Genomic DNA, 20654 nt, shown 5'->3' with positions numbered 1-20654 from the left:
ACGAGGGCCGGAAACGAGCAGAGGCTGCGCCCGCGGGGTGGCCGCGGCGTTCCTCGACCGGTACGAGGTCCAGCAGGTCGGCGGGCAGACCATCCTCGAGTACTGGATCCCTGCCGAGGACCTGGACGAGCTCAACCGGAACATCGTGGGCCGGATCGAGGTCGTCGCCGAGTACCGCTGAGGACCGCCCGAGGCGGACTCGACGCACGACCTCATCCCTCTCGCCACGGCGCCGGCGGCGCGCCCTCGCGTCCCAGCCGCCCCAGCCACGCGTGCTCCGGCCAGACGCGGGAGACGGCGCCGTGCAGCCAGGTCCGCTGCTCGTCGGTGAGGTGGGGCAGCGCGGACTCGAGGTCGGCGACGTCCTTCGGTCGCGGGTCCTTGGCCTTGTAGTAGAGCTGCACCTCAGGGGCGAGGTACGGCAGGCCGGTGGCCGTCGTCCGGCGGATGGCGGCCACCGGCCGGCGCACGCCCGGGTCACGACGGGACACCCACTCGTCCCCGTCGCTCTCGTCGAGCATCACCTGCACCTGCCACGGGCCCGCCGGGGAGCTGCGGCACCAGATGTCGTGCACGGTCACCGGCAGCACCTCCCCCGGGTGCCACGGGCGCAGGTGCCCGGGCGGGTCCGCGGCGCAGACCTGCCACCCCGGCAACGCCTCGTGCACCGCGGCCTGGTCACGGCGCAGGAGGACGACGTCGACGTCCCCGTGCGGCCGGGTGCGCCGCCCGACGAAGAGGTCGATCGCGACGCCGCCAGCGATCATCCAGACGACGCCGGTGCGGTCGAACCGCGCGGCGACCGCGTCGGGGGTCAGCGGGTCCCACAGGTCGGTCGGCAGGGCGCTCGTGGTCACCCGCCCACCGTGGCACCGGTCGCCGCCGGGCGGGACGCGCTCCTCGTCGCCGAGCGGGCCGGCGAGACGCTCGGTGTCGTGAGCCTGCGGTGGGCGTGCGACTGCGACCCGCCGCAGCCCAGCCGCGGGTCTCGCGGACCCGCGAGCCCAGCAGGTGGTCAGTAGCGGTAGACCGTCTCCGCGCGGTGGACGCCGCGGGGGCCGTAGGGAGCCTTCTCCAACCACACCGACGCCTCGGCGTCCTCCGGCGCGCGCTCGGCGGCCGCCAGCACGCGGGCCGCCGTCTCCTCGTCCGGCCGCAGGTGTGCCAGCGCCTCCCCGGCCGCGTCGCGGTTGAACAGCGCCGCGGACCGGCGGGCGAGCGCGAACGCCTCGACGGGCGTGCGGGCAGCGGCAGCGGTCGCACGCGAGGCCGCGGCGATCGCGATGGCCGCGGCCTCGGCGTCCGGCACCCCGGAGTTGAGCCCGCGCGCTCCGAACGGCGCGAACAGGTGCGCCGCCTCCCCCACCAGCAGCACCCGCCGGTGCGGGTCGGCGAAGTCGTGGGCGACGAGCTGCAGGAACTGGTACGTCGACACCCACGTGGTGCGCTCGGCGTACCCGGGCGGCAGGACCGCGTCGAGCCAGCCGCGCACGCCCTCGGGCGACGCGAGCTCCTCGGGGTCGTCCTTCTCGACGAGCTGCAGGTCGACGCGGTACCCGCCCGCGAAGGGCACGATCAGCACGTTGCGCCCGTCGACCGCCGGGTGGGCGTAGTGGAAGTGCCGCTCGTTCGGCAGGCTCGGCTCGTCCTTCTCGGCGACGTCGACGACGACGTACCAGCCCTCGTCCCGCGTGCCCTCCATCCGCGCACCGATCTGCTTGCGCACGACCGAGCGCGACCCGTCGGCGCCGACGACGTAGGACGCGTCCCACCGGCGCCCGGCCGCGGTCGTCAGCACGACCCCGTCGTCGGAGGTCGTGACGTCCGCGATCTCCTGCTCCCACGCGAACGTGACCCCCGCGGCCACGGCCCGGGCCTGCAGGTACGCCTCGATCTGCACCTGCGGCAGGCTCGTGAAGTGCGGGTACACGCCCGCAGGCGGGTCGGGGTACGTCTTGGCGTACACCTCCTTGCCGGCGTGGAACGTGCGCTGCGTGTTCCAGTACACGCCGTGGCGGTAGAGCTCGGCGCCCAGCCCGGGGCTGATCCGGTCGAGGATCTGCAGGGTCTGGCTGTGCGTGAAGATCGCCCGGCTGCCGGGCCGCTGCCGGCCCTCGGGGCCCGCCTCGAGCACGGTGACGGGCAGCCCGTAGGCCCGCAGCGCGAGCGCGGCGGTCAGCCCGACCGGTCCCGCGCCGACGACGAGGACGTCGCCTGCGGTGCCGTCGCCTGCGGTGCCGTCGCCTGCGGTGCCGGGGCTGGGTGCGCTCACGCCGGGCATGTGTCTCCCTTCGGGGGTGCGACGACGACGGCGTCGAGGACGACCGGGCCGTCGGCGGTCATGCGGACCGGGTTGAGGTCGAGCTCGGTGACGTCGGCGTGGTCGCACACGACCTGCCCGACGGCCCGCAGGACGGCGGCGAGGGCGGCGACGTCGACGGGCGGGGCGCCGCGGAAGCCGTCGAGCACCGTGGCGGGCAGCGCGCGGACCATCTCCTCGGAGCGGGCCACGGACAGCGGGGCGAGCCGCAGCACGGGCTCCCCACCGAGCTCCGCGGCGACGCCGCCCAGGCCCAGCAGGACGACGGGCCCGAAGACGCGGTCACGGACCGCGCCGACGATCAGCTCGGCGCCGGGCTCGGCGAGCTCCTCGAGGAGGTAGCGGCGGGCGGCCGGCGCCGGGGCATGCGCGGGCGGGATCGCGTCGATCGCGTCCAGGGCCCGCTCGAGCCCGGCGGCGTCGTGCACCCCCACGTGGACCCCGCCGACGTCGGACTTGTGCACCACGGCCGTGTCGAGCACCTTCACCACGGTGCGGCCGCCGTCGCGCACCAGGTCGGCGAGCGCCGCGCGGGCCTGCGCCCGGTCGGTGGCGACGCGTCGCGCGGGCGTCCGGACGCCGTAGTGCTCCAGCAGCGTCTTGGCCTCGTACTCGTCCAGCGTGCGGCCGACGGTGCGGGTGGCCGGCACGGGCGGGGCGTCGGCGACGGCGCGGACCCGGGCGTCGCTGACCACGGCGGCGAGCGCGGTCGCCAGGTCGCCGGGGCTCGCGAGCACCGGGACTCCCACGGCGTCGAGGGCCGCACGGCGGGCGGCGAGCGCGTCGGCCGGGCCGCCGCTGGCGAACAGCACCCGGCCGGCGACCGGTGCGAGCGCGGCGACGGGGTCGAGCGCACCGGGCTCGTCGAGCGCGTAGACGCCGACGAGGTCGACCGCCGGGTCGTCGGCGACGGCGCGGAGCACGTCGCCGAACGTCGGCGACGGACGGCCGGTGTCGACGGGGTTGCGCTGGAACGTCAGCGGCGGGAGCAGCTCGGCGATGCGCTCCTGCGTCGCGGCGGTCAGCGTCGGAAGCGCGACGCCCCGCGCCCCGAGCGCGTCGGTGACGACGAGCCCCGGCCCGGCCTGCCCGGTGAGCAGCCCGACCCCGACGTCGCCCGCGGCGGGCAGCCGCACGGCGCGCAGCGCGACGAGCGCGGCGACCATCTCCTCCAGGCTGTCGACGACCACGGCCCCGGCCTGCTGCAGCGCCGCGCGCGTCACCGCGTAGGACCCGGTCAGGGCGCCCGTGTGCGACTGCGCGAACGCCGAGACGTCGGACCGGCCGACCTTGAAGGCGACGACGGGCTTGCGCGCGGTGGTCCGGCGCAGCGCCGCGACCAGCGCCGGGCCGTCGGCGACGCCCTCGACGTGCAGGCCGACGGCGGTGGTCGCGTCGTCCTGGGCGAGGTGGTCGAGCACCTCCGGGAAGTCGACGTCCACCGCGTTCCCGAGCCCGACGCCGAGCCGCAGCCCGACGCCCGCGCGCGCCAGCAGGAACGCCACCGCCAGGTTGACCCCGCCGGACTGCGCGACGACGCCCACCGAGCCGGGCGCCAGGTCGGCGACGGCCGGCATGAAGTTGGCCGTCGTGCGGTCGACCGGGTTCATGAACCCCGACGTGTTGGGGCCGAGCAGCCGGATACCTGCCTCCTGCGCCACCCGGACGACCCGGTCCTGCAGCGCCGCGCCGGCCGGGCCGGACTCCGCGAACCCGCCCGCGCACACCACGGCGGCCCGGACCCCGGCGTCGCGCGCGTCCTCCAGGGCCCCCGGCACGGCGTCCGGCGGCACGACGAGCACCGCCAGGTCGACGTCGGACGCGTCGCGCAGCGTCGTGATGGCCGGGCGCCCGAGCACCTCGCCGCCGCGCGGGTTCACCAGGTGCAGGGTGCCCGGGTAGTGCCGCAGCGCCTGGACCATCGCGTGCCCGGCCTTGCCCGCCCGTGCGCTCGCACCCACGACCGCGATGCTCGCGGGACGGAACAGCGCGTCGAGCGGGCCGGCGCCGGCGCCCGGCCGCCCGGCGCGCGTCCCGGCCGCCGCCGCGGTCGAGGCCGCCGTCACCGGTGCCCCGGCCGGTCGGCGTACGGGATCGCGCCGTCGTCGGTGACCCCGACGTCGAGCCGCCCGAGCCCGGTGATCTCGACCGCCACGCGCTGCCCGGCGGCGATCGGCCCGACGCCGGCCGGGGTGCCCGACGCGATGACGTCCCCGGGATGCAGCGTCATGACGTGGCTCGTGTACGCGACCAGCTCGGCGACCCCGTAGATGAGGTCGGCCGTCGAGGCGTGCTGCCGCAGCTCGTCGTCGACCCAGCAGCGCAGGTCGAGCGCGCCGGGGTCGGGGACCTCGTCGGCCGTGGTGACCCAGGGGCCGAACGGCGTGAAGGTGTCGAAGGACTTGCGGGTCGAGCGGTCCTCCCCCGCGCGGACGGTGATGTCGAGGACCGGGGCGTACCCGAAGACGTGGTCCAGGGCCTGCTCGACCGGCACGCGGCTCGCGGTGCGGCCGATGACGACGGCCAGCTCCCCCTCGTGGTCCGTGCGCACGTCGGTGTACGGCAGGCGGATCGCACCGGTGGGACCGACCACCGACGACGTGGCCTTGAGGAACACCCCGTAGTCGGCGATGGTGCGCTGCTCGCCCATCTCGGCCTGGTGGTCCCGGTAGTTGACGGGGGCACCGACGACCTTGCCGGGGCGGGCGATCGGCGCCGCGAGCCGGGCCGGGTCGAGCGGCCGCGACGGCAGCGCGCCGAGGTCGAGGCGCTGCAGGTCGGCGAGCGTGCCGCCGCGCTCGAGGAAGTCCAGCAGCGGTCCGCCCGCGCCGGGGCGCAGGCCCAGGGCGTCGGTCAGGTCGACCGTCCGGTCGTGCAGGACCGCGTGCAGGCGTGCGTCGTGGGTGCTGGCCAACCTCATCGTCAGTGGCTCCCGGCTCTCAAATGTGACACGACTATCGGCGGACGACGTAAGATATGTCAAGCATCGTCGCCGCCCGCGACGACCGGCAGGGAGGGGATCAGTTCGTGGCACGGAGCAGCGAGGCCGGCACGAGGACGCCGCGCACGCGGGAGGGCTCGCCGCCGAGCCTGCTGCTGACCCTGCTCGGCGACTACTGGTGGGGGCAGACCGACCCGCTGCCGTCCGCGGCCCTGGTCGACCTGCTGGCCGACTTCGGCGTGAGCGACGTCGCGGCCCGGGCCGCCCTCAGCCGCATGGTCAAGCACGGGCTGCTCGTCTCGACCCGCAGCGGCCGCCACACCTTCTACTCCCTGACCCCGCGCGCCCAGACGATCATGCGCACGGGCGCCGAGCGAATCGTCGCCTTCGGCGCCGGCGACGACGCGGACTGGGACGGCCGCTGGAGCCTCGTGGCGTTCTCCGTGCCCGAGGCCAACCGCTCGGCGCGCGAGGCGCTGCGCACGCGGCTGCGCTGGCTCGGGTTCGCGCCGCTGTACGACGCCCTGTGGATCTCCCCGCACGCCCGCCACGACGAGGCCCTCGCCGAGCTCGGGGCCCTCGGCGTCACCCGCGCCACCGCGTTCGTCGCCACGTGCCCCCCGCTGCCCGACGGCACGGTGACGCCCGAGAGCGCGTGGGACCTCGAGGGCCTGGCCGAGACGTACCGGGCGTTCGTCGCCACCTGGGAGCCGACGCACGCGGCGCTGGGCAAGGGCGCGATCTCCCCCGTCGACGCGCTGGTCAAGCGCACCGAGCTCATGGACGCGTGGCGCGCGTTCCCGGGTGTCGACCCCGACCTGCCCCGCCGGCTGCTGCCCGCCGACTGGCCGCGCGACCGGGCGCGGGACCTGTTCCTCGACACCTACGAGCAGCTCGGCGCCCCCGCGTCGGTGCGGGTGCGCCAGGTGATCAGCGGGTACGCGCCCGAGCTCGCGGACCGGGTCGTGCAGTTCTCCGTCGCCTCGGACCCGCCCGGGCCGCGCCCCGCCCTCGCCGCGCCCGCCCGCACCCCGGCCCCCGCACGCTGACGCCCCCGCCCGCCGGGCCGGAGCGGCCTCTCGCGAAGGTCGCAGGGCGCCCGGGCGGGGGTCGGGCCGTCAGGCGTCGAGCGGGGGCAGCGTGATGCCGCTGGGCTGCTGGTGCGGCGCGAAGCCGGCCTCCCACGCCTCGGCGATCGCGTCGGCGGTCCAGCCGCCCTCGCGGAACGTGAGCCCGACCTCCTGCGGCACGGAGTACAGCGACAGCTTGTCGCCACCGATGCCGATGGCCTGCCCGGTGACCCCGGCGGACGCGTCGGACGCGAGCCACACCACGAGCGGCGCGACGTCCTCCGGGCCGCCCAGCGCGTGCTCCTGGCGCACGACGCGCGGCAGCGGCTCCCCGCGGTCGTAGGCGGCAGCGACCTCGGCGTACACCGGGATGGTCGCGGTCATCGCGGTGATCGCCGTGGGCACGACGGCGTTGACCGTGATCCCGGCGCGCGCCAGCTCGAGCGACCAGGTGCGGGCCATCGCGACGATCCCCGCCTTCGCCGCCGCGTAGCTGGTCTGGCCGAAGTTGCCGTGCTGCCCGGCGGGCGACCCGACCAGCACGATCCGCCCGCCCTCGCCCTGCTCACGCATGCGGACAGCCGCCGCGCGGGCCGTCGTGAACGTCCCCCGCAGGTGGGTGTCGACGACCAGGTCGAAGTCCTCGTCGGAGGTCTTCCACAGCACGCGGTCGCGCAGCACGCCGGCGTTGGTGACCAGCACGTCGAGCCGTCCGAACTCCTCGACCGCGGCCGCGACCAGGCGGTCCGCGGTCTCGGTCGGGCCCACGGGCGCGACGACCGCGACGGCCGCGCCGCCGTCGGCGACGATCGCGTCGACCGTGGCCTGCGCGGCGTCGGCGTCGACGTCGTTGACCACGACGCCGGCCCCCGCGGCAGCCAGCGCCCGGGCGTACGCGCGTCCCAGGCCCCGCCCGCTGCCGGTGACGACCGCGGCCCTGCCGGTCAGGTCCGTGCCGGAGGCCGTGCCCGTGCCCACGTTCGCGCCCACCCCGGCGCTCACCGGTAGTACCGCACGATCATGACGGCGACGGCGGCGGGCTTGGCCTGCCCCTCGGCCTCGAAGGTGTTCTCGAACACGGCCTGGTAGCCGCCGGGCACGTCGCTCACGGACGTCAGGGTCGACGTAACGCGGATGCGCGACCCCACGCGCACGGGCGCCGGGAACCGCAGGCGGTCGAGCCCGTAGTTCACGCCGGTACCCACGCCCGTCACCTCGACGACCTCGGCCATGAGCGGCACGACGAGCGCGAGCGTGAGGTAGCCGTGGACGATCGTCCCGCCGAACGGCGTGCCCGCCGCGAACTCGGGGTCGAGGTGGATGGGGTTGTGGTCGCCCGTCAGGTCGGCGAACCGGTCGACCTGCTCCTGCGTGATCGTGCGCCAGGACGACGGGCCGAACGTCGTGCCCACCAGGGACGGCAGGTCGTCCAGGGGCACCGAGGTCAGCAGCGGCGTCGGGTCGGTGGCGGTGGCGGCGGGGTCGGAGGTCATCGGGTGTGCTCCCTCATCGTGGGCTGGTGCGTGGCAGGGCTCGCGGCGTGGACCTGGGTGGGGACGCGGTCGGGGTCGAGCGACGCGATCCGTCGTGCCGCGGTGCGGGACCGCGGGCCGGCGTGGACGCGCGTCATCCGTCGACCCGCACGACGACGGCCCCGGCGGAGTCCCCGGCCGCGCACCCGGTGAACAGCCCGACGCCGCCGCCGCGCGCGTGCAGCGCGTGGACCAGCTCGGTCACGGCGCGCGCGCCGGTCGGGCCCTGCGGGTGGCCGTAGACCAGCGACGACCCGTACGGGTTCATCCGCTCGAGCGGGACGCCGGTCTGCTCGGCGAACCACAGGTCGTTGACGGCGAACGGGTTGTGCGTGGTCACCACGTCCACGTCCCCGATCTCGATCCCCGCGTCCGCGAGCGCGCGCCGGGCCGCGGGGACGGGCGCCTTCGGCATGTACGCCGGCTCCGCGCGTGCGAACCCGGTGGCGAGGATCTGCGCGGTGACGCCGTCGCGCCCCAGCTCCCGTGCCCGGTCGGCGCTCGCGACGACGACGCCCGCGCAGCCGTCGGCCGGGTGGGTCTGCGCGCCGTACGTCACGACGCCGCCCGGGGCCACGGGACGCAGCCGCGCCAGGCCCTCGGCGGTCGTCGGGAAGACGCCGTGGTCCTCCTCGACCCACGTCTCGCCGCGGCGCGTCGGGATGCGGACCGGGACCATGTACTGCCGCTGGACCGCGCGGTCGTCGGCCAGGGCGCTGCGGTACTGCTCGTGGCGCAGCAGCGCGACCTCGTCGACCTGCTCGCGCGTGTAGCCGGCGTCGCGGGCGGTGTTCTCGGCGGTGTCGTTCATGCTCTGCCCGGTGGTCGGGTCGAGCTTCATGGGGTCGAGCACCCAGTGCTCGGGCATGGGCGCACCGCCGGGGCTCGTCGCGCTGCTCCAGAGCATGAGCGGACCGTTGCTGGTGCGGTCCGTGATGACGCCGATGGTCGTGGTGTGCGCGCCGAGCTGCACCTGCGTGGCGAGGTGCTCGATGACGGCGGCCGACGTCGCGCAGGCCCGCGAGATCCACGGCCCGCCGTGCTCTCCCGACCCCAGGCGGCGGGACACGAGCGTGACGCCGTAGAACGAGTGCTGCTGCGGGACGGTGCACCCCAGCGTCCACTCGGTGATCTCCTCCGGCGGCAGCCCGCGGTCGGCCAGGGCGCGGCCCGTGACGTCGACGGCCAGGTCGAGGCTGTTGACCTCGGCCAGCGGCCCCTGCCACTTGGCGAACGGCGAGGTCCAGCTCAGGCCGAACGGGACGTGGGCGTCGGTGAACTTCATCGGGTCCTCTCCGCGGGTGCGGGTCCTGGCGTGGGGGCGGGCGTGACGGGCGCGGGGGCGGGCGCGGGGGCGGGCGCGGGGGCGGCGGCGGGACCGGCCGCGGGGCCGACGACGGCATCGGCCTCGGCGAGGCGCCGCCGCAGCCGGTGCATGTCGACCTTGCCGCTGGGGCTGCGCTGGAGCTCGTCCAGCACGTACAGGCGGCGGGGCTTCTTGTAGCCGGCGAGGCGGCGGCCCACCTCGTCCTGCACCTGCTCGGGGACGAGCGCGACGTCGGGGCCGGTGACGACGACTGCCGTGACGACCTCGCCCCAGCGTGCGTCCGGCAGGCCCAGGACGACGGCGTCCACGACGCCGGGCAGCGCGAGCAGCACCTTCTCGACCTCGCCGGGGAAGACCTTCTCGCCGCCGGTGTTGACGACCCCCGACCCCCGGCCGAGCAGCTCGACGTACCCGTCGCCGAGCACGCGCACCCAGTCGCCGGGCATGACGTGCCGCACGCCGTCGACGACGGGGTACGTCTCGGCGGTGCGCACCGGGTCGCCGTGGTAGCCCAGCGGCATGGCGCCGCGGTAGGCGAGCATCCCGAGGCCGCCGACCTCCTCGACCGGCGTGAGGTCCGGCGCCAGGACGACCGCACCGGGCGCGAGGCGCGGGCGGTTCGGCAGGTCCTCCGGGCCGCGGACGACGCCGTAGGCGAACGGCCCGCCCTCGCTGGACCCGACGATGTCGATGAGGGTGGCGCTCGGCGCGTGCGCGATCAGGCGGCGCTTGAGGTCGTCGGACCAGACCATGCCCGAGCTCAGGACGGTGGTGAGGCACGAGACGTCCGCGTCGGCGCCCGCGTCCAGGGCGTCGACGAGCGGGCCGACGATCGCGTTGCCGGCGACGACCAGGCGCGTGACGCCGTGCTCCTCAATGACCCGGGCGGCGGCGGCGGGGTCGAACCGCGGGCTCGGCAGGAAGACCACGGTGCCGCCGAGCACCATCGCGTTCATGACGTTGAACAGGGCGGTCGCGTGCATCATCGGCGGCAGCGGCAGGCACACCGTGCGGGGCAGGTCCTCGCGGGCGGCGATGCGCGTGACGTCGTCCAGGGTGGCCGGGGGGTCGACGGGCAGCGAGCCGTAGATCGAGAACTGCTGGCTGTCGAACAGGTTGCCGTGCGTCCACACCACGGCCTTGGGCCGGCCGGTGGTGCCGCCGGTGAACAGGAAGATCTTGTGCTCGGGCCCGAGGTCGCGCGGGGCGAGGGGCGCGGCGTCGAGCGCGGTCGCGAACGGCGCACCGGGGCCGATGTGGGTGCCGGGGGGTGCGTCGTCCGGGACGACGAGCACGAGCGGGGGCAGCGGGGACCTCTCGGCGGCGTCGATGACCGCGGTGGCGAGGCTGCTGGGGTAGACGAGCGCGGCGGGCTGCGACATCTCCAGCAGCTCGGCGAGCTCGGCACCCTGGTAGCGGAAGTTGATGTTGACCGGGATCGCGCCGATCTTGTACGCCGCGTACAGCGTGGCCAGGTACTCGACGCGGTTGTACATGAAGACCGCGACGGTGGAGTCGGGACCCAGTCCGTGGGCGACGAACGTCGCGGCGAGCCGGGCGGCCTGCTGCTCGAACGCGGCGTAGGTGAGCGTGGCGCCCTCGGCCCGCACCGCGACACGGTCCGGCACGGCGCGCGCGACCGCGTCCCAGATCGCGGCGTAGTTGGCGCGAGCGAGGTCACCGGGGGACGGCGAGGGGACGTCTGCCACTGCTCACATCCTCGTGGGCGGGCCGCGAGTGACCGCGACGGTGCGGGACGTCCCGATCGTGCCGGTACGCACCTGCACACGTCAATCATTTCCGTGACGATCGTCAGGTAGTTGTCGAATGACGACGGTCGCGGTGGGTGCCCGGAGCCGCGCCTCGAACCTAGAGGGCTCGGAGGTCGAACCTCGAGGGCTCAGGGCTCAGGGCTCCAGCCTTCGGGCCAGCTCGTCGCGCGCCGGCCCGGCGAGGGCGGCGTGCAGCCGCGCGAAGGTCTCGACCGACCGCGTCGCCGGCCAGTCCGGCGCCAGGTGCTCGACCGGCAGGCGGGGGACGGCGCGCAGCAGGTCGAGCCAGTCGGCGACCAGGGCCGTGACGTCCCGCAGCGCGTGCGCGCCCACCGGACCCGCGACCGCGCCTGCGTCCGGCGCCGCGTCCCGGATCGCCTGCGCCCAGCGCTGCTGGAACTGCTCGTGCCGCGCGCGCATCGCGTCCAGCCGCCAGGCGGTCCGGACGCTGCGCGCGGCCGAGAAGCCGGGCACCTCGCGGGCGCGGAACGCGAGGATCTCGACGTCGTCGTCGCGACCGTCACCGTCGTCACGGACCCCGCCCAGCGCCTGCGCCACGTCGACCTCACCGGGGGCGATCCACAGGCCGTCGCGCAGCAGCCCGAACCCCGCCCACGCCAGCTGGGCGCGCACGCGGTGCCGCACGTCGCGGCGGCTCTCCGGGACCGAGAAGCTGACGAGCGTCCACCCGGCACCGCGCGGCGCGAAGGGCTCAGGGTCGAACACGCGGTCGCGCGCCTCGCGCAGCACGCGCTCGCTCTGCGCGGTCAGACCGTAGGAGACCGTGCGCCCGACGCGCTGCGGCGCGAGCAGGCCGCGGCCCGCCATGCGGGTGAGCGCCGCGCGCGTCGCCGCCTCCCCCACCCCGAGCTCCGCCAGGACGCCGATGAGCACGGACGCGGGGAGGGGCCCGATCTCGCCGGCCACCATGAGCTCGCCCATGAACGCCAGCAGCAGCTGCTCGGGGCGCCGCCGGACGGCGGCACCGTCGGGCGCGAGCGCGTCGTCGGGCGGCGTCGGCATGCGGGCGATTCTCGCACGCACACCCGGCCGGCCCCGGACGCGGAGGCGGGGCCCGGAGCATTGACACGTGTGACATTCGACTGCACGATTGCTGGACGAGTGTCATGCATGGTCCGAGCGCTGGTCGGTCCCGACGGCGTGCGGAGGCGCCCGTCACCCCGAGATTCAACGGAGAATTGAGGACCCCCATGAACCGACGTCCCGCACTCGTGGCGGCGCTCGTCGCGGCGCTGTCGCTCGGACTGGCCGCGTGCTCGTCCTCCGGGTCCGCCCCGGACGGCGAGCCGGCGGCCTCGGCCGACGCCCCCGATGCCGACTCCCCGCGCGCCGTGACGATCGGCGCCCTGAGCATCAGCGAGACCGCGCCGCTGTGGGCCGCCGTCGAGGCGGGCGTCTTCGCCGAGCACGGCCTCGACGTCACCGTCCAGCCGATCCAGGGCGGGGCGCAGGCCATGCCCGCGCTGATCAACGGCGACATCGACTTCTCCGTCGGCCAGCCGTTCGGCGCGATGCGCGCGAGCCTGCAGGGCCTCGACGTCAAGATCGTCGCCAACTACGCGCAGAGCCTGACCGAGGGCGACGACATCAACTCGGTCGTCGTGGGCGCCGGCAGCGACATCACGAGCCCCGCCGACCTGGCCGGCAAGAAGGTCGCGGTGAACTCGCTGGGGGCCGCGGGTGACCTGACGATCATGGCCGCGGTCGAGGAGGACGGCGGCGACCCCAGCACCGTCGAGTTCGTCGAGGTCGCCTTCCCCGACGCCCAGGCGCAGCTCGAGGCCGGCAACATCGACGCCGCGTGGGTGCCCGAGCCGTTCGTCTCGATGATCGTCGGCTCCGGCGGCGCCCGCGTCGTCGACCCGTACCAGGCGGTGCTGCCGGGCCTGCCCACGCTCGTCCTGCAGACGACCGGCACGACCGTCGCCGACGACCCGGAGCTCGTCGAGGCCGTGCGCGAGGCGTTCACCGCCGCGTTCGCGTGGGCGGCCGAGCACGACGAGACCATGCGTCAGTCGCTCGTCACCGAGATGTCGCTGCCCGATGCGGCGGCGGCCAACCTGCGACTGCCGCAGTTCTCGACCGAGATCGACGAGGACGTGCTGCAGTGCCTGGCCGACCTCGCGGTCGAGCACGAGTTCTTCGACACCGCCCCGGACCTCGACGAGCTCGTCAGCTCGTGACGTCGACCGACACGGCCACCGGCCCGGGACCCGGGGGCGTCGCCGCCCGGCCCCGGGCCGGTGCGCCGAGCGGGACGGGCGGTGGCCGCACCCGCCGCCCGCGCGGCAGCCGCAGCGCGGTGATGGGTGCCCTCGGGGTCCTCGGCTTCGCGGCCACCTGGGAGATCGTGGCGCTCACGCAGGTCGTGAACCCCGCCTACCTGCCGCGCTTCACGACGACGGCCGCCCGCCTGGTCACCGAGCTCGACGATCCGCGGTTCTGGTCGGCGCTCGGCGACACCGTCGTGACGTGGGCGCTCGGGCTGCTCATCGCGGTGGCCGCCGCCGTCGTCGCCGGCGCGGTCGTCGGCCTCGTGCCGTTCCTGCGCCGGGCCACCCACACCACCGTGGAGTTCCTGCGCCCCATCCCGTCGGTCGCGATCATCCCGCTGGCGGTCCTCGTCGCCGGCCTCTCGCGCGAGGCCGCGCTCGTGGTCGTCGTCTACGCGCCGTTCTGGCAGGTGTTCATCCAGGTGCTGTACGGCGTCGGGGACGTCGACACGGTCGCCGACGACACCGCGCGCGGCTACGGGCTCGGACGGCTGCAGCGCCTGCGGCACGTCGTGCTGCCCACCGCCCTGCCGTACGTCATCACCGGGTTCCGGCTCGCCGCGTCGATCGCGCTGGTGCTCACCATCACCGCCGAGCTCGTCATCGGGAATCCCGGGATCGGCCGGCAGATCGACGTCTACCGGTCCGCCCCCGACGCGCCCGGGCTGTACGCGCTGGTGCTGGTCACGGGCCTGCTCGGGCTGCTCGTCAACCTCGCCACCCGCCTGGTCGAGCGGCGGGTCCTGCACTGGCACCCGTCGGTCCGCAGGGAAGCGGTCGCCTGATGGCCACCGTGCGTCGCGCGCTCGTCTCCGTCGCCTACGGCGCCGGCCTGCCCGTGCTGCTCGTGCTCGGGTGGGCGCTGGCGACCCGCGGCACCACCAACCTGTACTTCCCGCCGCCGTCGCGCGTGCTCGACGCGTTCGTCAGCACGTGGCTCTCCCCCGACACCCTGACGGGGGACGTGCTGCCGAGCCTCGGCCGGTTCGGGATCGGGGTGCTCCTGTCGATCGTCATCGGGATCGTCGCCGGCACCGCGATCGGCGCGACCCCGTGGCTGCGCGCCCTGCTCGAGCCGATGCTCGAGTTCTTCCGGGCGATCCCGCCCGTGGTGCTCGTGCCCGTCCTCATGCTGCTGCTCGGCATCGACGACACCATGAAGCTGGCCGTCATCGTCTCGGGCAGCGTGTGGCCGGTGCTGCTCAACACGATCGAGGGGGTCCGCGGCACCGACCCGGTGCTCGTCGACACCTCGCGCTCGTACCGGGTCCGCGGCGCGCTGGCCTACCGGTACGTCGTCCTGCCGGCCGCGAGCCCGCAGATCATGGCCGGGGTGCGGCTGTGCCTGTCGATCGGCCTGATCCTCATGGTGATCTCGGAGATGTTCGCCTCGTCGTCGGGGCTGGGCTACCAGATCGTCTACTTCCAGCGGCAGTACATGGTCGCCGAGATGTGGGGCGGCATCCTGCTGCTCGGCCTCGTGGGCGTCGCCGTCGCCGTCGTCTTCCAGCTCGTCGAACGCCGGGTGCTGCACTGGTACCACGGCTCGAGAGAGGTCGCCCGTGCCTGAGACCACGCCCCTGCTGTCCGTCCAGGACCTGAAGAAGACCTACCAGGGCTCCTCCGGGCCCGTCGAGGCGATCGGGAGCATCACGTTCGACGTGCGCCCCGGCGAGCTCGTCTGCATCGTCGGGCCGTCCGGGTGCGGCAAGACGACGCTGCTCAAGTGCCTCGCCGGGCTGCTGCCGCCCACGGCGGGCTCGGTCACGCTGGACGGGGCCGCCGTCACCGCGCCGCCGAAGAAGATGGCGCTGGTGTTCCAGGAGTACGGGCGCTCCCTGTACCCGTGGCTCACCGTGCGGGACAACGTCGGGCTGCCGCTCAAGGCGCGCGGCGTGCCGAAGGCGGAACGGCGCCCGGTGATCGAGCGCGCGGTCGAGGAGGTCGGCCTCGGGCACGCGCTCGACACGTACCCCTGGCAGCTGTCCGGCGGCATGCAGCAGCGCGTGGCCATCGCCCGTGCGGTGGCCTACCAGCCGGAGATCCTCGTCATGGACGAGCCGTTCGCCGCCGTCGACGCCCAGACCCGCGCCGACCTCGAGGACCTCGTCCGGCGGGTCTGGCAGGACCTCGGCGTCACCGTCCTGTTCGTCACCCACGACATCGACGAGTCGGTGTACCTGGGCGGACGCGTGCTCATGCTGTCGAGCTCGCCGACGTTCGTGCAGGAGGACCTCGCGATCGACCTCCCCGCCGAGCGCGACCAGCTCACCACCCGGGCGCTGCCGCGGTTCACCGAGCTGCGCACGCACGTGTACGAGCAGATCCAGCGGGCGAAGCGCGGGGAAGTGGTCGCGTCGGGCACCTGAGGCCGGGTCGCCGCCCGTGCGTCCCGCAGGTCCCGGACGGCGCCCCTAGGCGCTGGGCGACGGCTGTGTGAGCCCCGGCGGCGGCTCCGGGCTCCAGCCGGGCTCCGGCTCGCTCGGTGGCAGCCCGCGCATCACGTGGATCCGGTCCACCACGGTGACGACGCCGAGCACGACGACGGCCAGGCCGCCCGCCGCGACGACGTCCGTCAGGAAGTGGTAGCCGAGGTACAGGCGGCTCAGGGCGACCGCGGCGGCACCGACGACACCGACGACCAGCCAGCCGACGACGACCCGCCAGGTCCGGTTCCGGCTCGCCACGAGGTACCCGGCCACCAGCAGGAAGGTCGCCGTCCCGATGGTGTGGCCGGACGGGAACGACCCGGTCGTCTCCGAGCCGGGGATGTACATGGTCTCCTCCGGCGGGCGGGGGCGGGCGACGAGGCCCTTGACCAGGAGCGAGAGCAGCGTGGAGGCGATCATGGCGCCGGCGAGCAGGAGCGGCCGCCACCACTCGCGCGCGCGCAGGCCCCAGGCCACGCACGCGACCAGGATGATGACCGGCAGGACCGTCGGACCGGTGACGAACGTGAGCGCGGCGAGGACCGCGGTGACGACGTCGCTGCGGACGCCGACCAGGAACTCGAGTACCGGCGCGTCCCACAGGGAGAAGTCGTCGCGCTCCTGCACCGCGTCGAACATGCCCCAGAAGACGAGCAGGCCGAGAGCCACGAGCGCGACGCCGGGCAGGACCGCCCGGAGCACGGGCTGGTCGGCGTACCACGCGAGCAGGCGGCGCAGCGGCTCTCGGGCAGGCATCCGGTCACGCTACCGGCGCTCGTCGCGGACGGCTCCCTGACAGCCCTCGGCTCCGCCTACAGGTCGACGGTCACGAGACGGTAGCCGGCGTCGAGCTCGTCGAGCGCCAGCAGGTCGGCGTACCTCTCGGCCCACGCGCCCGTCGCGATGTCGTGCTCGAGCCGCTCCAGACCGTGGCGGATCTCCGCGTCGCCGACCCGGCTCAGCACCGAGATGCCCGCCCGGACCGCGGGATCGAGGTAGGCGGCGGGCCGCCTCCACCAGGCGGCGGCGAACCCGTCGACGCAGTCGTGAGGCACGGGGACGGCCTCCACCTCGCACGGGCCGAGCGCCGCGACGAGGCGCTCCATCGGGACGGCGTGGGCTCGGTCGTACTCCCGTGCGGCAGGCAGGTAGTCGCGCAGCAGCCAGAAGTCACGGGTCACGGTCTCGTCGAACGTCAGGACCACCACGCGGCGACGTGCGACCCGCCTCATCTCGGCGATCCCGCGCTCCAGGTCGGTCCAGTGGTGCACCGTGAGGACCGCCAGGGCCGCGTCCACCGCGTCGTCCGCCAGGGGGATCGACTCGGCCACCGCGCACACGGCCGGGGCAGCTCCCGAGGGGCGCTGGTCGATCATCGTCCTGCTGGGCTCGATGGCGACGACGGTGGTCGGCGGCTCGTAGGACCCCGTGCCGGCGCCGACGTTCACGACGGTCGACGCGCCCTGGAGAGCCCGGTCGATCTGCGCGGCGATGCGGGGGTCGGCCTGGCGGGTGGCGGTGTACGTCCGGCCGATGTCGTCGTAGAGGACCATGCGTCGACTCTGCCAGGCCACGGTCCCCGGCGGCCGTCCCTCAGTCCTCCGTCGGGGCCGCCTGGCCGTCCGCCAGGATCTTGGTGAGCAGCGCCTGCAGCGCCCGTCGCTCCTGACGGGTCAGCGCGGACGTCAGCACGTCGTCCACGCGCGCGGCCGCCGGGACCAGCTCGTCGAGCAGGGCGAGGCCGTCGTCGGTGAGCCGCACGACGTTGCGCCGCCGGTCGTCCTCGGCGCGCACGCGCGCCACCAGGCCACGGGCCTCCAGGCGCGCGACGAGCCCCGCGATGGTCGAGCGGTCGAGGTCCAGGTCGTCGCAGAGCTCGCGCTGGCTGGCCTCGCCGCGGCGGTGCAGCACGTTGAGCACGCCGAACTGCACGTTCGTCAAGCGCGGACCCACCTCCTGCGCCCAGGCCGCGAGGTGGGCCTGCTGCGTGCGGCGCACGAGGAACCCGGTGTGCCGGGCGAGGTCGAGCGGTTCGGTCACGCGCGCCATCGTCCCAGGCGGCGCCGGGGTCTCAGCTCGCGCACGTCCCGGCACCGGAGGCGTTGCCCGCGCGGGTGGCCGCTCACAGCCACCGCGGCGGCGACGGGACGGGCGAGCCGTCCGCCGTCGTCAGCAGGGCGGCACCGCCCCGGCCCGTCGCCCACCGCGCGAGGTCGGCGGCACGGCCGCGGACGTGCACGCCATCACCGACCGGCGCTTGCGCAGGGGCACCGGCCACGGCACCCGCCGCGGACTGCGCCGCCGGTCGCGGCCGGTCCGTCGGTTCGAGCACGGGAACGGGCTCGCCGCCCGGCCGGGCACCCCACATCCGGGCCACGTCCGCGAGCAGCGCGTCGACCAGCTCGGGCGGCAGCTGCCGGAACGACGCCCCGTTGTCCAGGTCGACGGCGTGCACCCAGACCTCGCGCGTGCGCATCCACACCGTCTCGCTCGCCGGCACCGTGCGCCCGAGCGCGGTGCGGACCGGGGCCGCCCACGCCGCGGGCGGCAGGTCGCGCCACTCGACGTCGAGGTGCACGGCCGCGTGCGCGGACAGGCTCCGCAGCGCCCGCGCCGGCAGGGTCGCCCCGTACTCGATCTCCGCGTCCCGCTCCTCGCGCGACGCGTACATCGGGGTCTCGACGCCCGTCGCGGCCCACTCGGTCAGGCGCGTGAGCGCACGCGCGTTGAGCCCGACGTGCGCGACGACGTGCCGGCGCGTCCACCCGGGCACCAGCGACGGCACGTCGAGCTCGTCGTTGCCGAGCTCGTTGAGCTTGCGGGAGAAGTACGCCTGCCCGCGACGCGCCAGCAGCAGGGCCGCGAGCAGGTCCGGGTCGGTGGTCCGGTCGGTGCGTGCGGGCACGTCAGGCCTCCGCGACGACGTCGTTGCGGAGCTCGCCCAGGCCGGTGACCGACGTGGTGAGCGTGTGCCCGGGCCGCAGGTAGCGCGGGGGCGTGCGGGCGTGGCCGACCCCACCGGGCGTGCCCGTCGCGATGACGTCCCCGGGGTGCAGCGTGAGGATCTGCGAGACGTACGCGACGAGCGCGGCCGGGCCGAAGACCATGTCGTCGACGGGTGTGTGCTGCACCTGCTCGTCGTCGACGACGGTCCGCAGCTCACCGGCGGGCGGCGCGTCCGTGACGGTGAGCCACGGCCCGAACGGCGTCGTCGCCTCGAACGTCTTGCCCTGCAGCCACTGCGCGGTGCGGTACTGGTAGTCGCGCATGGTGACGTCGTTGAGGACCGCGTACCCGGCGATCGCGGCGGCCGCGGCGGCCTCGTCGAGCCGCCGGGCGGTCGCGCCGACGACGACGGCGACCTCGCCCTCCCAGTCGACGGCGTCCGCCGCGTGCGCGGGCAGGACGATCGGGTCGTACGGGCCGATGAGCGCCTCGGGGTACTTCGCGAACAGCGTCGGGTGCTCGGGCAGATCGCGGCCCATCTCGAGGATGTGGTTGCGGTAGTTGAGCCCGACGCACACGATCTTCGAGGGCCGCGGGACAGGCGGCGCCCAGGCCCACGGCTCGAGGTCCGCCAGCGCGCGGCGGGGCCCGCCCGCCGACGCGGCACGCTCACGCCAGTCCGGTGCGGCCAGCAGCGCCCCGACGTCCACCGCGCCGGGGATCTCCACGGCGACGGCGTCGGAGTCGATGCGCACCGCGACCGTCGCAGCCGGTGTCGGGCCACCGGGCGCGGCGAGGCGCAGCGTCCCGAGCCTCACGCGAGGTCCTCGTTGCGCTGGCCCGGCACGTACGTGCGCGTGAACTGCAGCCGGTCGATGATCGGCCCGTCGCTGAAGCGGAACAGGTCGAACTGCGTGTCGGCGTGCAGCGACCACGGCACCCAGCTCGGCACGGCGAACAGGTCGCCGGTCTCGACGTCGTGCTCGGTGTCCCCGAGCACGACCGTGCCCTCGCCCTCGAACACCTGCCACACGGACGACCCGACCTCGTGGCGTGCGGGCGTCTCGGCACCCGCGCGCAGCCGGTGGAACTCGCAGCGGAGGGTCGGCATGACGTCACCGCCGGTCGTCGGGTTGGTGTACCGGATCGCGGCGTGGCCCTGCTCGACGGTCGCCGGGTGGCCCTCGTCCTCGAGCCGGAGCTGCTCGGTGAGCGCGCGGTCGGTGTGCTCCCAGCGGTAGGCGGCCAGGGGCGAGCTCGTCTGGTCCTGCAGCCCGGACAGCGGGCGCAGGCCGGGGTGCGCCCACAGCCGCTCGGAGCGCGAGACGTCCGGCGACGCCTCGTCGGTGACGCGCTCGGACCCGAACTCGAAGAAGCCGACGTCGGCGTAGTGCGAGAACGGCACGTCGAGGCCGTCGATCCAGGCCATGGGCTGGTCGGTGTCGTTGTGGTGCCCGTGGTAGTTCCAGCCCGGAGTGAGCAGCAGGTCGCCGCGGCGCATGGCGACGGGATCGCCGTTGACGACGGTCCACACCCCCTCGCCCTCGACGACGAACCGGAACGCGTTCTGGCTGTGCCGGTGCTCGGGCGCGGTCTCGTGGCCGCCGAGGTACTGGATCGCGCACCACAGCGTCGGCGTGGCGTAGGCGGTGCCGGGCAGGCCGGGGTTCGCCAGGCCCATCGCGCGCCGCTCGCCGCCGCGTCCGACGGGCACGAGGTCGCCGGAGCGCCGGGCGATGTCGTACAGGGCCTTCCACCGCCAGACGTACGGCACGGCCTTCGGCGAGGGGGCCATGGGCATGAGGTCGTCGCGCTGGGTCCACAGGGGGGCCAGGCTCTCGGCCTCGAAGTCCGCGTAGAGCTGCTTCAGCTCGGGGGTGTCGGCGGTGCCGTCCATCTGGTGCACGGTGGCCTCCTCGGTGGCGTCGTCGCCAGTCGTTGGTATGCCAACGATAGGGGTGATCCACGTCACACGGAAGGGGTGCGCGCCGCACCGACGGTGAGTGAGACGCCCCGGGACGGA

The 20654-nt window shown here is 75.1% G+C and carries 21 protein-coding genes; 6 read left to right on the top strand and 15 right to left on the bottom strand.

The window, feature by feature from the left end:
* Window positions 1–37: 37 nt before the first annotated feature.
* Entirely contained in the window at window positions 38–181 is a 144-nt protein-coding gene (locus KG103_RS01800; RefSeq protein ID WP_243656518.1) for a hypothetical protein, read from the top strand.
* A 31-nt stretch (window positions 182–212) separates the two neighbouring features.
* Here the strand turns inward: KG103_RS01800 and KG103_RS01795 are convergent, their stop codons facing one another.
* The 4 genes from KG103_RS01795 to KG103_RS01780 form a co-directional block, all read right to left on the bottom strand.
* Entirely contained in the window at window positions 213–857 is a 645-nt protein-coding gene (locus tag KG103_RS01795) for a nucleotidyltransferase domain-containing protein (protein WP_207341809.1), read from the bottom strand.
* 158 nt (window positions 858–1015) lie between these two features.
* A complete protein-coding gene (locus KG103_RS01790) occupies window positions 1016–2272 on the bottom strand; it encodes an FAD-dependent oxidoreductase (RefSeq protein ID WP_207341808.1) in 1257 nt (418 codons plus the stop codon).
* Window positions 2269–4386 (bottom strand): acetate--CoA ligase family protein, encoded by a 2118-nt coding sequence (locus tag KG103_RS01785; protein ID WP_207341807.1) that lies wholly within the window; start codon window positions 4384–4386, stop codon window positions 2269–2271. The genes KG103_RS01790 and KG103_RS01785 overlap by 4 nt, the downstream gene beginning before the upstream one ends.
* Window positions 4383–5240, bottom strand: coding sequence for a fumarylacetoacetate hydrolase family protein (locus KG103_RS01780; protein WP_207341806.1), 858 nt, complete (start codon window positions 5238–5240; stop codon window positions 4383–4385). Before KG103_RS01780 ends, KG103_RS01785 begins: the two co-directional genes overlap by 4 nt.
* 107 nt (window positions 5241–5347) lie before the next feature.
* Here KG103_RS01780 and KG103_RS01775 point away from each other — a divergent pair, with 107 nt between their 5' ends.
* Entirely contained in the window at window positions 5348–6310 is a 963-nt protein-coding gene (locus KG103_RS01775) for a PaaX family transcriptional regulator (RefSeq protein ID WP_207341805.1), read from the top strand.
* 69 nt (window positions 6311–6379) lie between these two features.
* On the opposite strand, the gene KG103_RS01770 is transcribed toward KG103_RS01775, so the two are convergent.
* From KG103_RS01770 to KG103_RS01750, 5 genes are all read right to left on the bottom strand, one after another.
* Complete coding sequence (locus KG103_RS01770; protein WP_249670697.1) at window positions 6380–7333, bottom strand: SDR family NAD(P)-dependent oxidoreductase; 954 nt, start codon at window positions 7331–7333, stop codon at window positions 6380–6382.
* On the bottom strand, window positions 7330–7824 hold the full coding sequence (locus tag KG103_RS01765; protein ID WP_207341804.1) for a MaoC family dehydratase: 495 nt from the start codon (window positions 7822–7824) through the stop codon (window positions 7330–7332). Before KG103_RS01765 ends, KG103_RS01770 begins: the two co-directional genes overlap by 4 nt.
* 133 nt (window positions 7825–7957) lie before the next feature.
* A complete protein-coding gene (locus KG103_RS01760) occupies window positions 7958–9148 on the bottom strand; it encodes a thiolase family protein (RefSeq protein WP_207341803.1) in 1191 nt (396 codons plus the stop codon).
* A complete protein-coding gene (locus KG103_RS01755; protein WP_207341802.1) occupies window positions 9145–10899 on the bottom strand; it encodes an AMP-binding protein in 1755 nt (584 codons plus the stop codon). The genes KG103_RS01760 and KG103_RS01755 overlap by 4 nt, the downstream gene beginning before the upstream one ends.
* Before the next feature lie 198 nt (window positions 10900–11097).
* Window positions 11098–11985: a PaaX family transcriptional regulator gene (locus KG103_RS01750; RefSeq protein ID WP_207341801.1), complete on the bottom strand. Its 888-nt coding sequence runs from the start codon at window positions 11983–11985 to the stop codon at window positions 11098–11100.
* 188 nt (window positions 11986–12173) lie between these two features.
* On the opposite strand from KG103_RS01750, the gene KG103_RS01745 reads away from it, so the two are divergent.
* From KG103_RS01745 to KG103_RS01730, 4 genes are read left to right on the top strand one after another with little or no spacing between them, the layout of a single operon-like run.
* On the top strand, window positions 12174–13166 hold the full coding sequence (locus KG103_RS01745; RefSeq protein WP_207341800.1) for an ABC transporter substrate-binding protein: 993 nt from the start codon (window positions 12174–12176) through the stop codon (window positions 13164–13166).
* On the top strand, window positions 13163–14041 hold the full coding sequence (locus KG103_RS01740; RefSeq protein ID WP_207341799.1) for an ABC transporter permease: 879 nt from the start codon (window positions 13163–13165) through the stop codon (window positions 14039–14041). The genes KG103_RS01745 and KG103_RS01740 overlap by 4 nt, the downstream gene beginning before the upstream one ends.
* Window positions 14041–14826, top strand: a complete 786-nt coding sequence (locus KG103_RS01735; RefSeq protein WP_207341798.1) for an ABC transporter permease — start codon at window positions 14041–14043, stop codon at window positions 14824–14826. Before KG103_RS01740 ends, KG103_RS01735 begins: the two co-directional genes overlap by 1 nt.
* Window positions 14819–15625: an ABC transporter ATP-binding protein gene (locus KG103_RS01730; RefSeq protein ID WP_207341797.1), complete on the top strand. Its 807-nt coding sequence runs from the start codon at window positions 14819–14821 to the stop codon at window positions 15623–15625. The genes KG103_RS01735 and KG103_RS01730 overlap by 8 nt, the downstream gene beginning before the upstream one ends.
* 45 nt (window positions 15626–15670) lie before the next feature.
* Here the strand turns inward: KG103_RS01730 and KG103_RS01725 are convergent, their stop codons facing one another.
* From KG103_RS01725 to KG103_RS01700, 6 genes are all read right to left on the bottom strand, one after another.
* Window positions 15671–16441 carry a phosphatase PAP2 family protein gene (locus tag KG103_RS01725; RefSeq protein ID WP_207341796.1) on the bottom strand — a complete coding sequence of 257 codons (771 nt, stop codon included), beginning with the start codon at window positions 16439–16441 and terminating at the stop codon, window positions 15671–15673.
* Window positions 16442–16497: 56 nt separating this feature from the next.
* Window positions 16498–17238 carry a methyltransferase domain-containing protein gene (locus KG103_RS01720; RefSeq protein WP_207341795.1) on the bottom strand — a complete coding sequence of 247 codons (741 nt, stop codon included), beginning with the start codon at window positions 17236–17238 and terminating at the stop codon, window positions 16498–16500.
* 40 nt (window positions 17239–17278) lie between these two features.
* Window positions 17279–17725: a MarR family winged helix-turn-helix transcriptional regulator gene (locus KG103_RS01715; protein ID WP_207341794.1), complete on the bottom strand. Its 447-nt coding sequence runs from the start codon at window positions 17723–17725 to the stop codon at window positions 17279–17281.
* A gap of 82 nt (window positions 17726–17807) precedes the next feature.
* Window positions 17808–18590 (bottom strand): maleylpyruvate isomerase family mycothiol-dependent enzyme, encoded by a 783-nt coding sequence (locus KG103_RS01710; protein WP_207341793.1) that lies wholly within the window; start codon window positions 18588–18590, stop codon window positions 17808–17810.
* 1 nt (window position 18591) lies between these two features.
* The gene (locus tag KG103_RS01705; RefSeq protein WP_207341792.1) at window positions 18592–19449 is read right to left on the bottom strand and encodes a fumarylacetoacetate hydrolase family protein; all 858 of its coding nucleotides are present in this window, start codon (window positions 19447–19449) and stop codon (window positions 18592–18594) included.
* Window positions 19446–20528, bottom strand: coding sequence for a cupin domain-containing protein (locus KG103_RS01700; protein WP_207801490.1), 1083 nt, complete (start codon window positions 20526–20528; stop codon window positions 19446–19448). Before KG103_RS01700 ends, KG103_RS01705 begins: the two co-directional genes overlap by 4 nt.
* Window positions 20529–20654: the final 126 nt, after the last annotated feature.

It is taken from the genome of Cellulomonas wangleii (genome assembly GCF_018388445.1).
Taxonomy (GTDB): Bacteria; Actinomycetota; Actinomycetes; order Actinomycetales; family Cellulomonadaceae; genus Cellulomonas; species Cellulomonas wangleii.
The sequence above is the reverse complement of the archived record's forward strand: the minus strand, read 5'-3'. Positions and strand labels throughout refer to the sequence as shown.

Coding starts and splice junctions, on each gene's coding strand:
- KG103_RS01725 (WP_207341796.1), bottom strand. CDS start 16,441: ATGCCTGCCCGAGAGCCGCTGCGCCGCCTGCTCGCGTGGTACGCCGAC.
- KG103_RS01750 (WP_207341801.1), bottom strand. CDS start 11,985: ATGCCGACGCCGCCCGACGACGCGCTCGCGCCCGACGGTGCCGCCGTC.
- KG103_RS01745 (WP_207341800.1), top strand. CDS start 12,174: ATGAACCGACGTCCCGCACTCGTGGCGGCGCTCGTCGCGGCGCTGTCG.
- KG103_RS01760 (WP_207341803.1), bottom strand. CDS start 9,148: ATGAAGTTCACCGACGCCCACGTCCCGTTCGGCCTGAGCTGGACCTCG.
- KG103_RS01720 (WP_207341795.1), bottom strand. CDS start 17,238: ATGGTCCTCTACGACGACATCGGCCGGACGTACACCGCCACCCGCCAG.
- KG103_RS01780 (WP_207341806.1), bottom strand. CDS start 5,240: ATGAGGTTGGCCAGCACCCACGACGCACGCCTGCACGCGGTCCTGCAC.
- KG103_RS01765 (WP_207341804.1), bottom strand. CDS start 7,824: ATGACCTCCGACCCCGCCGCCACCGCCACCGACCCGACGCCGCTGCTG.
- KG103_RS01700 (WP_207801490.1), bottom strand. CDS start 20,528: ATGGACGGCACCGCCGACACCCCCGAGCTGAAGCAGCTCTACGCGGAC.
- KG103_RS01735 (WP_207341798.1), top strand. CDS start 14,041: ATGGCCACCGTGCGTCGCGCGCTCGTCTCCGTCGCCTACGGCGCCGGC.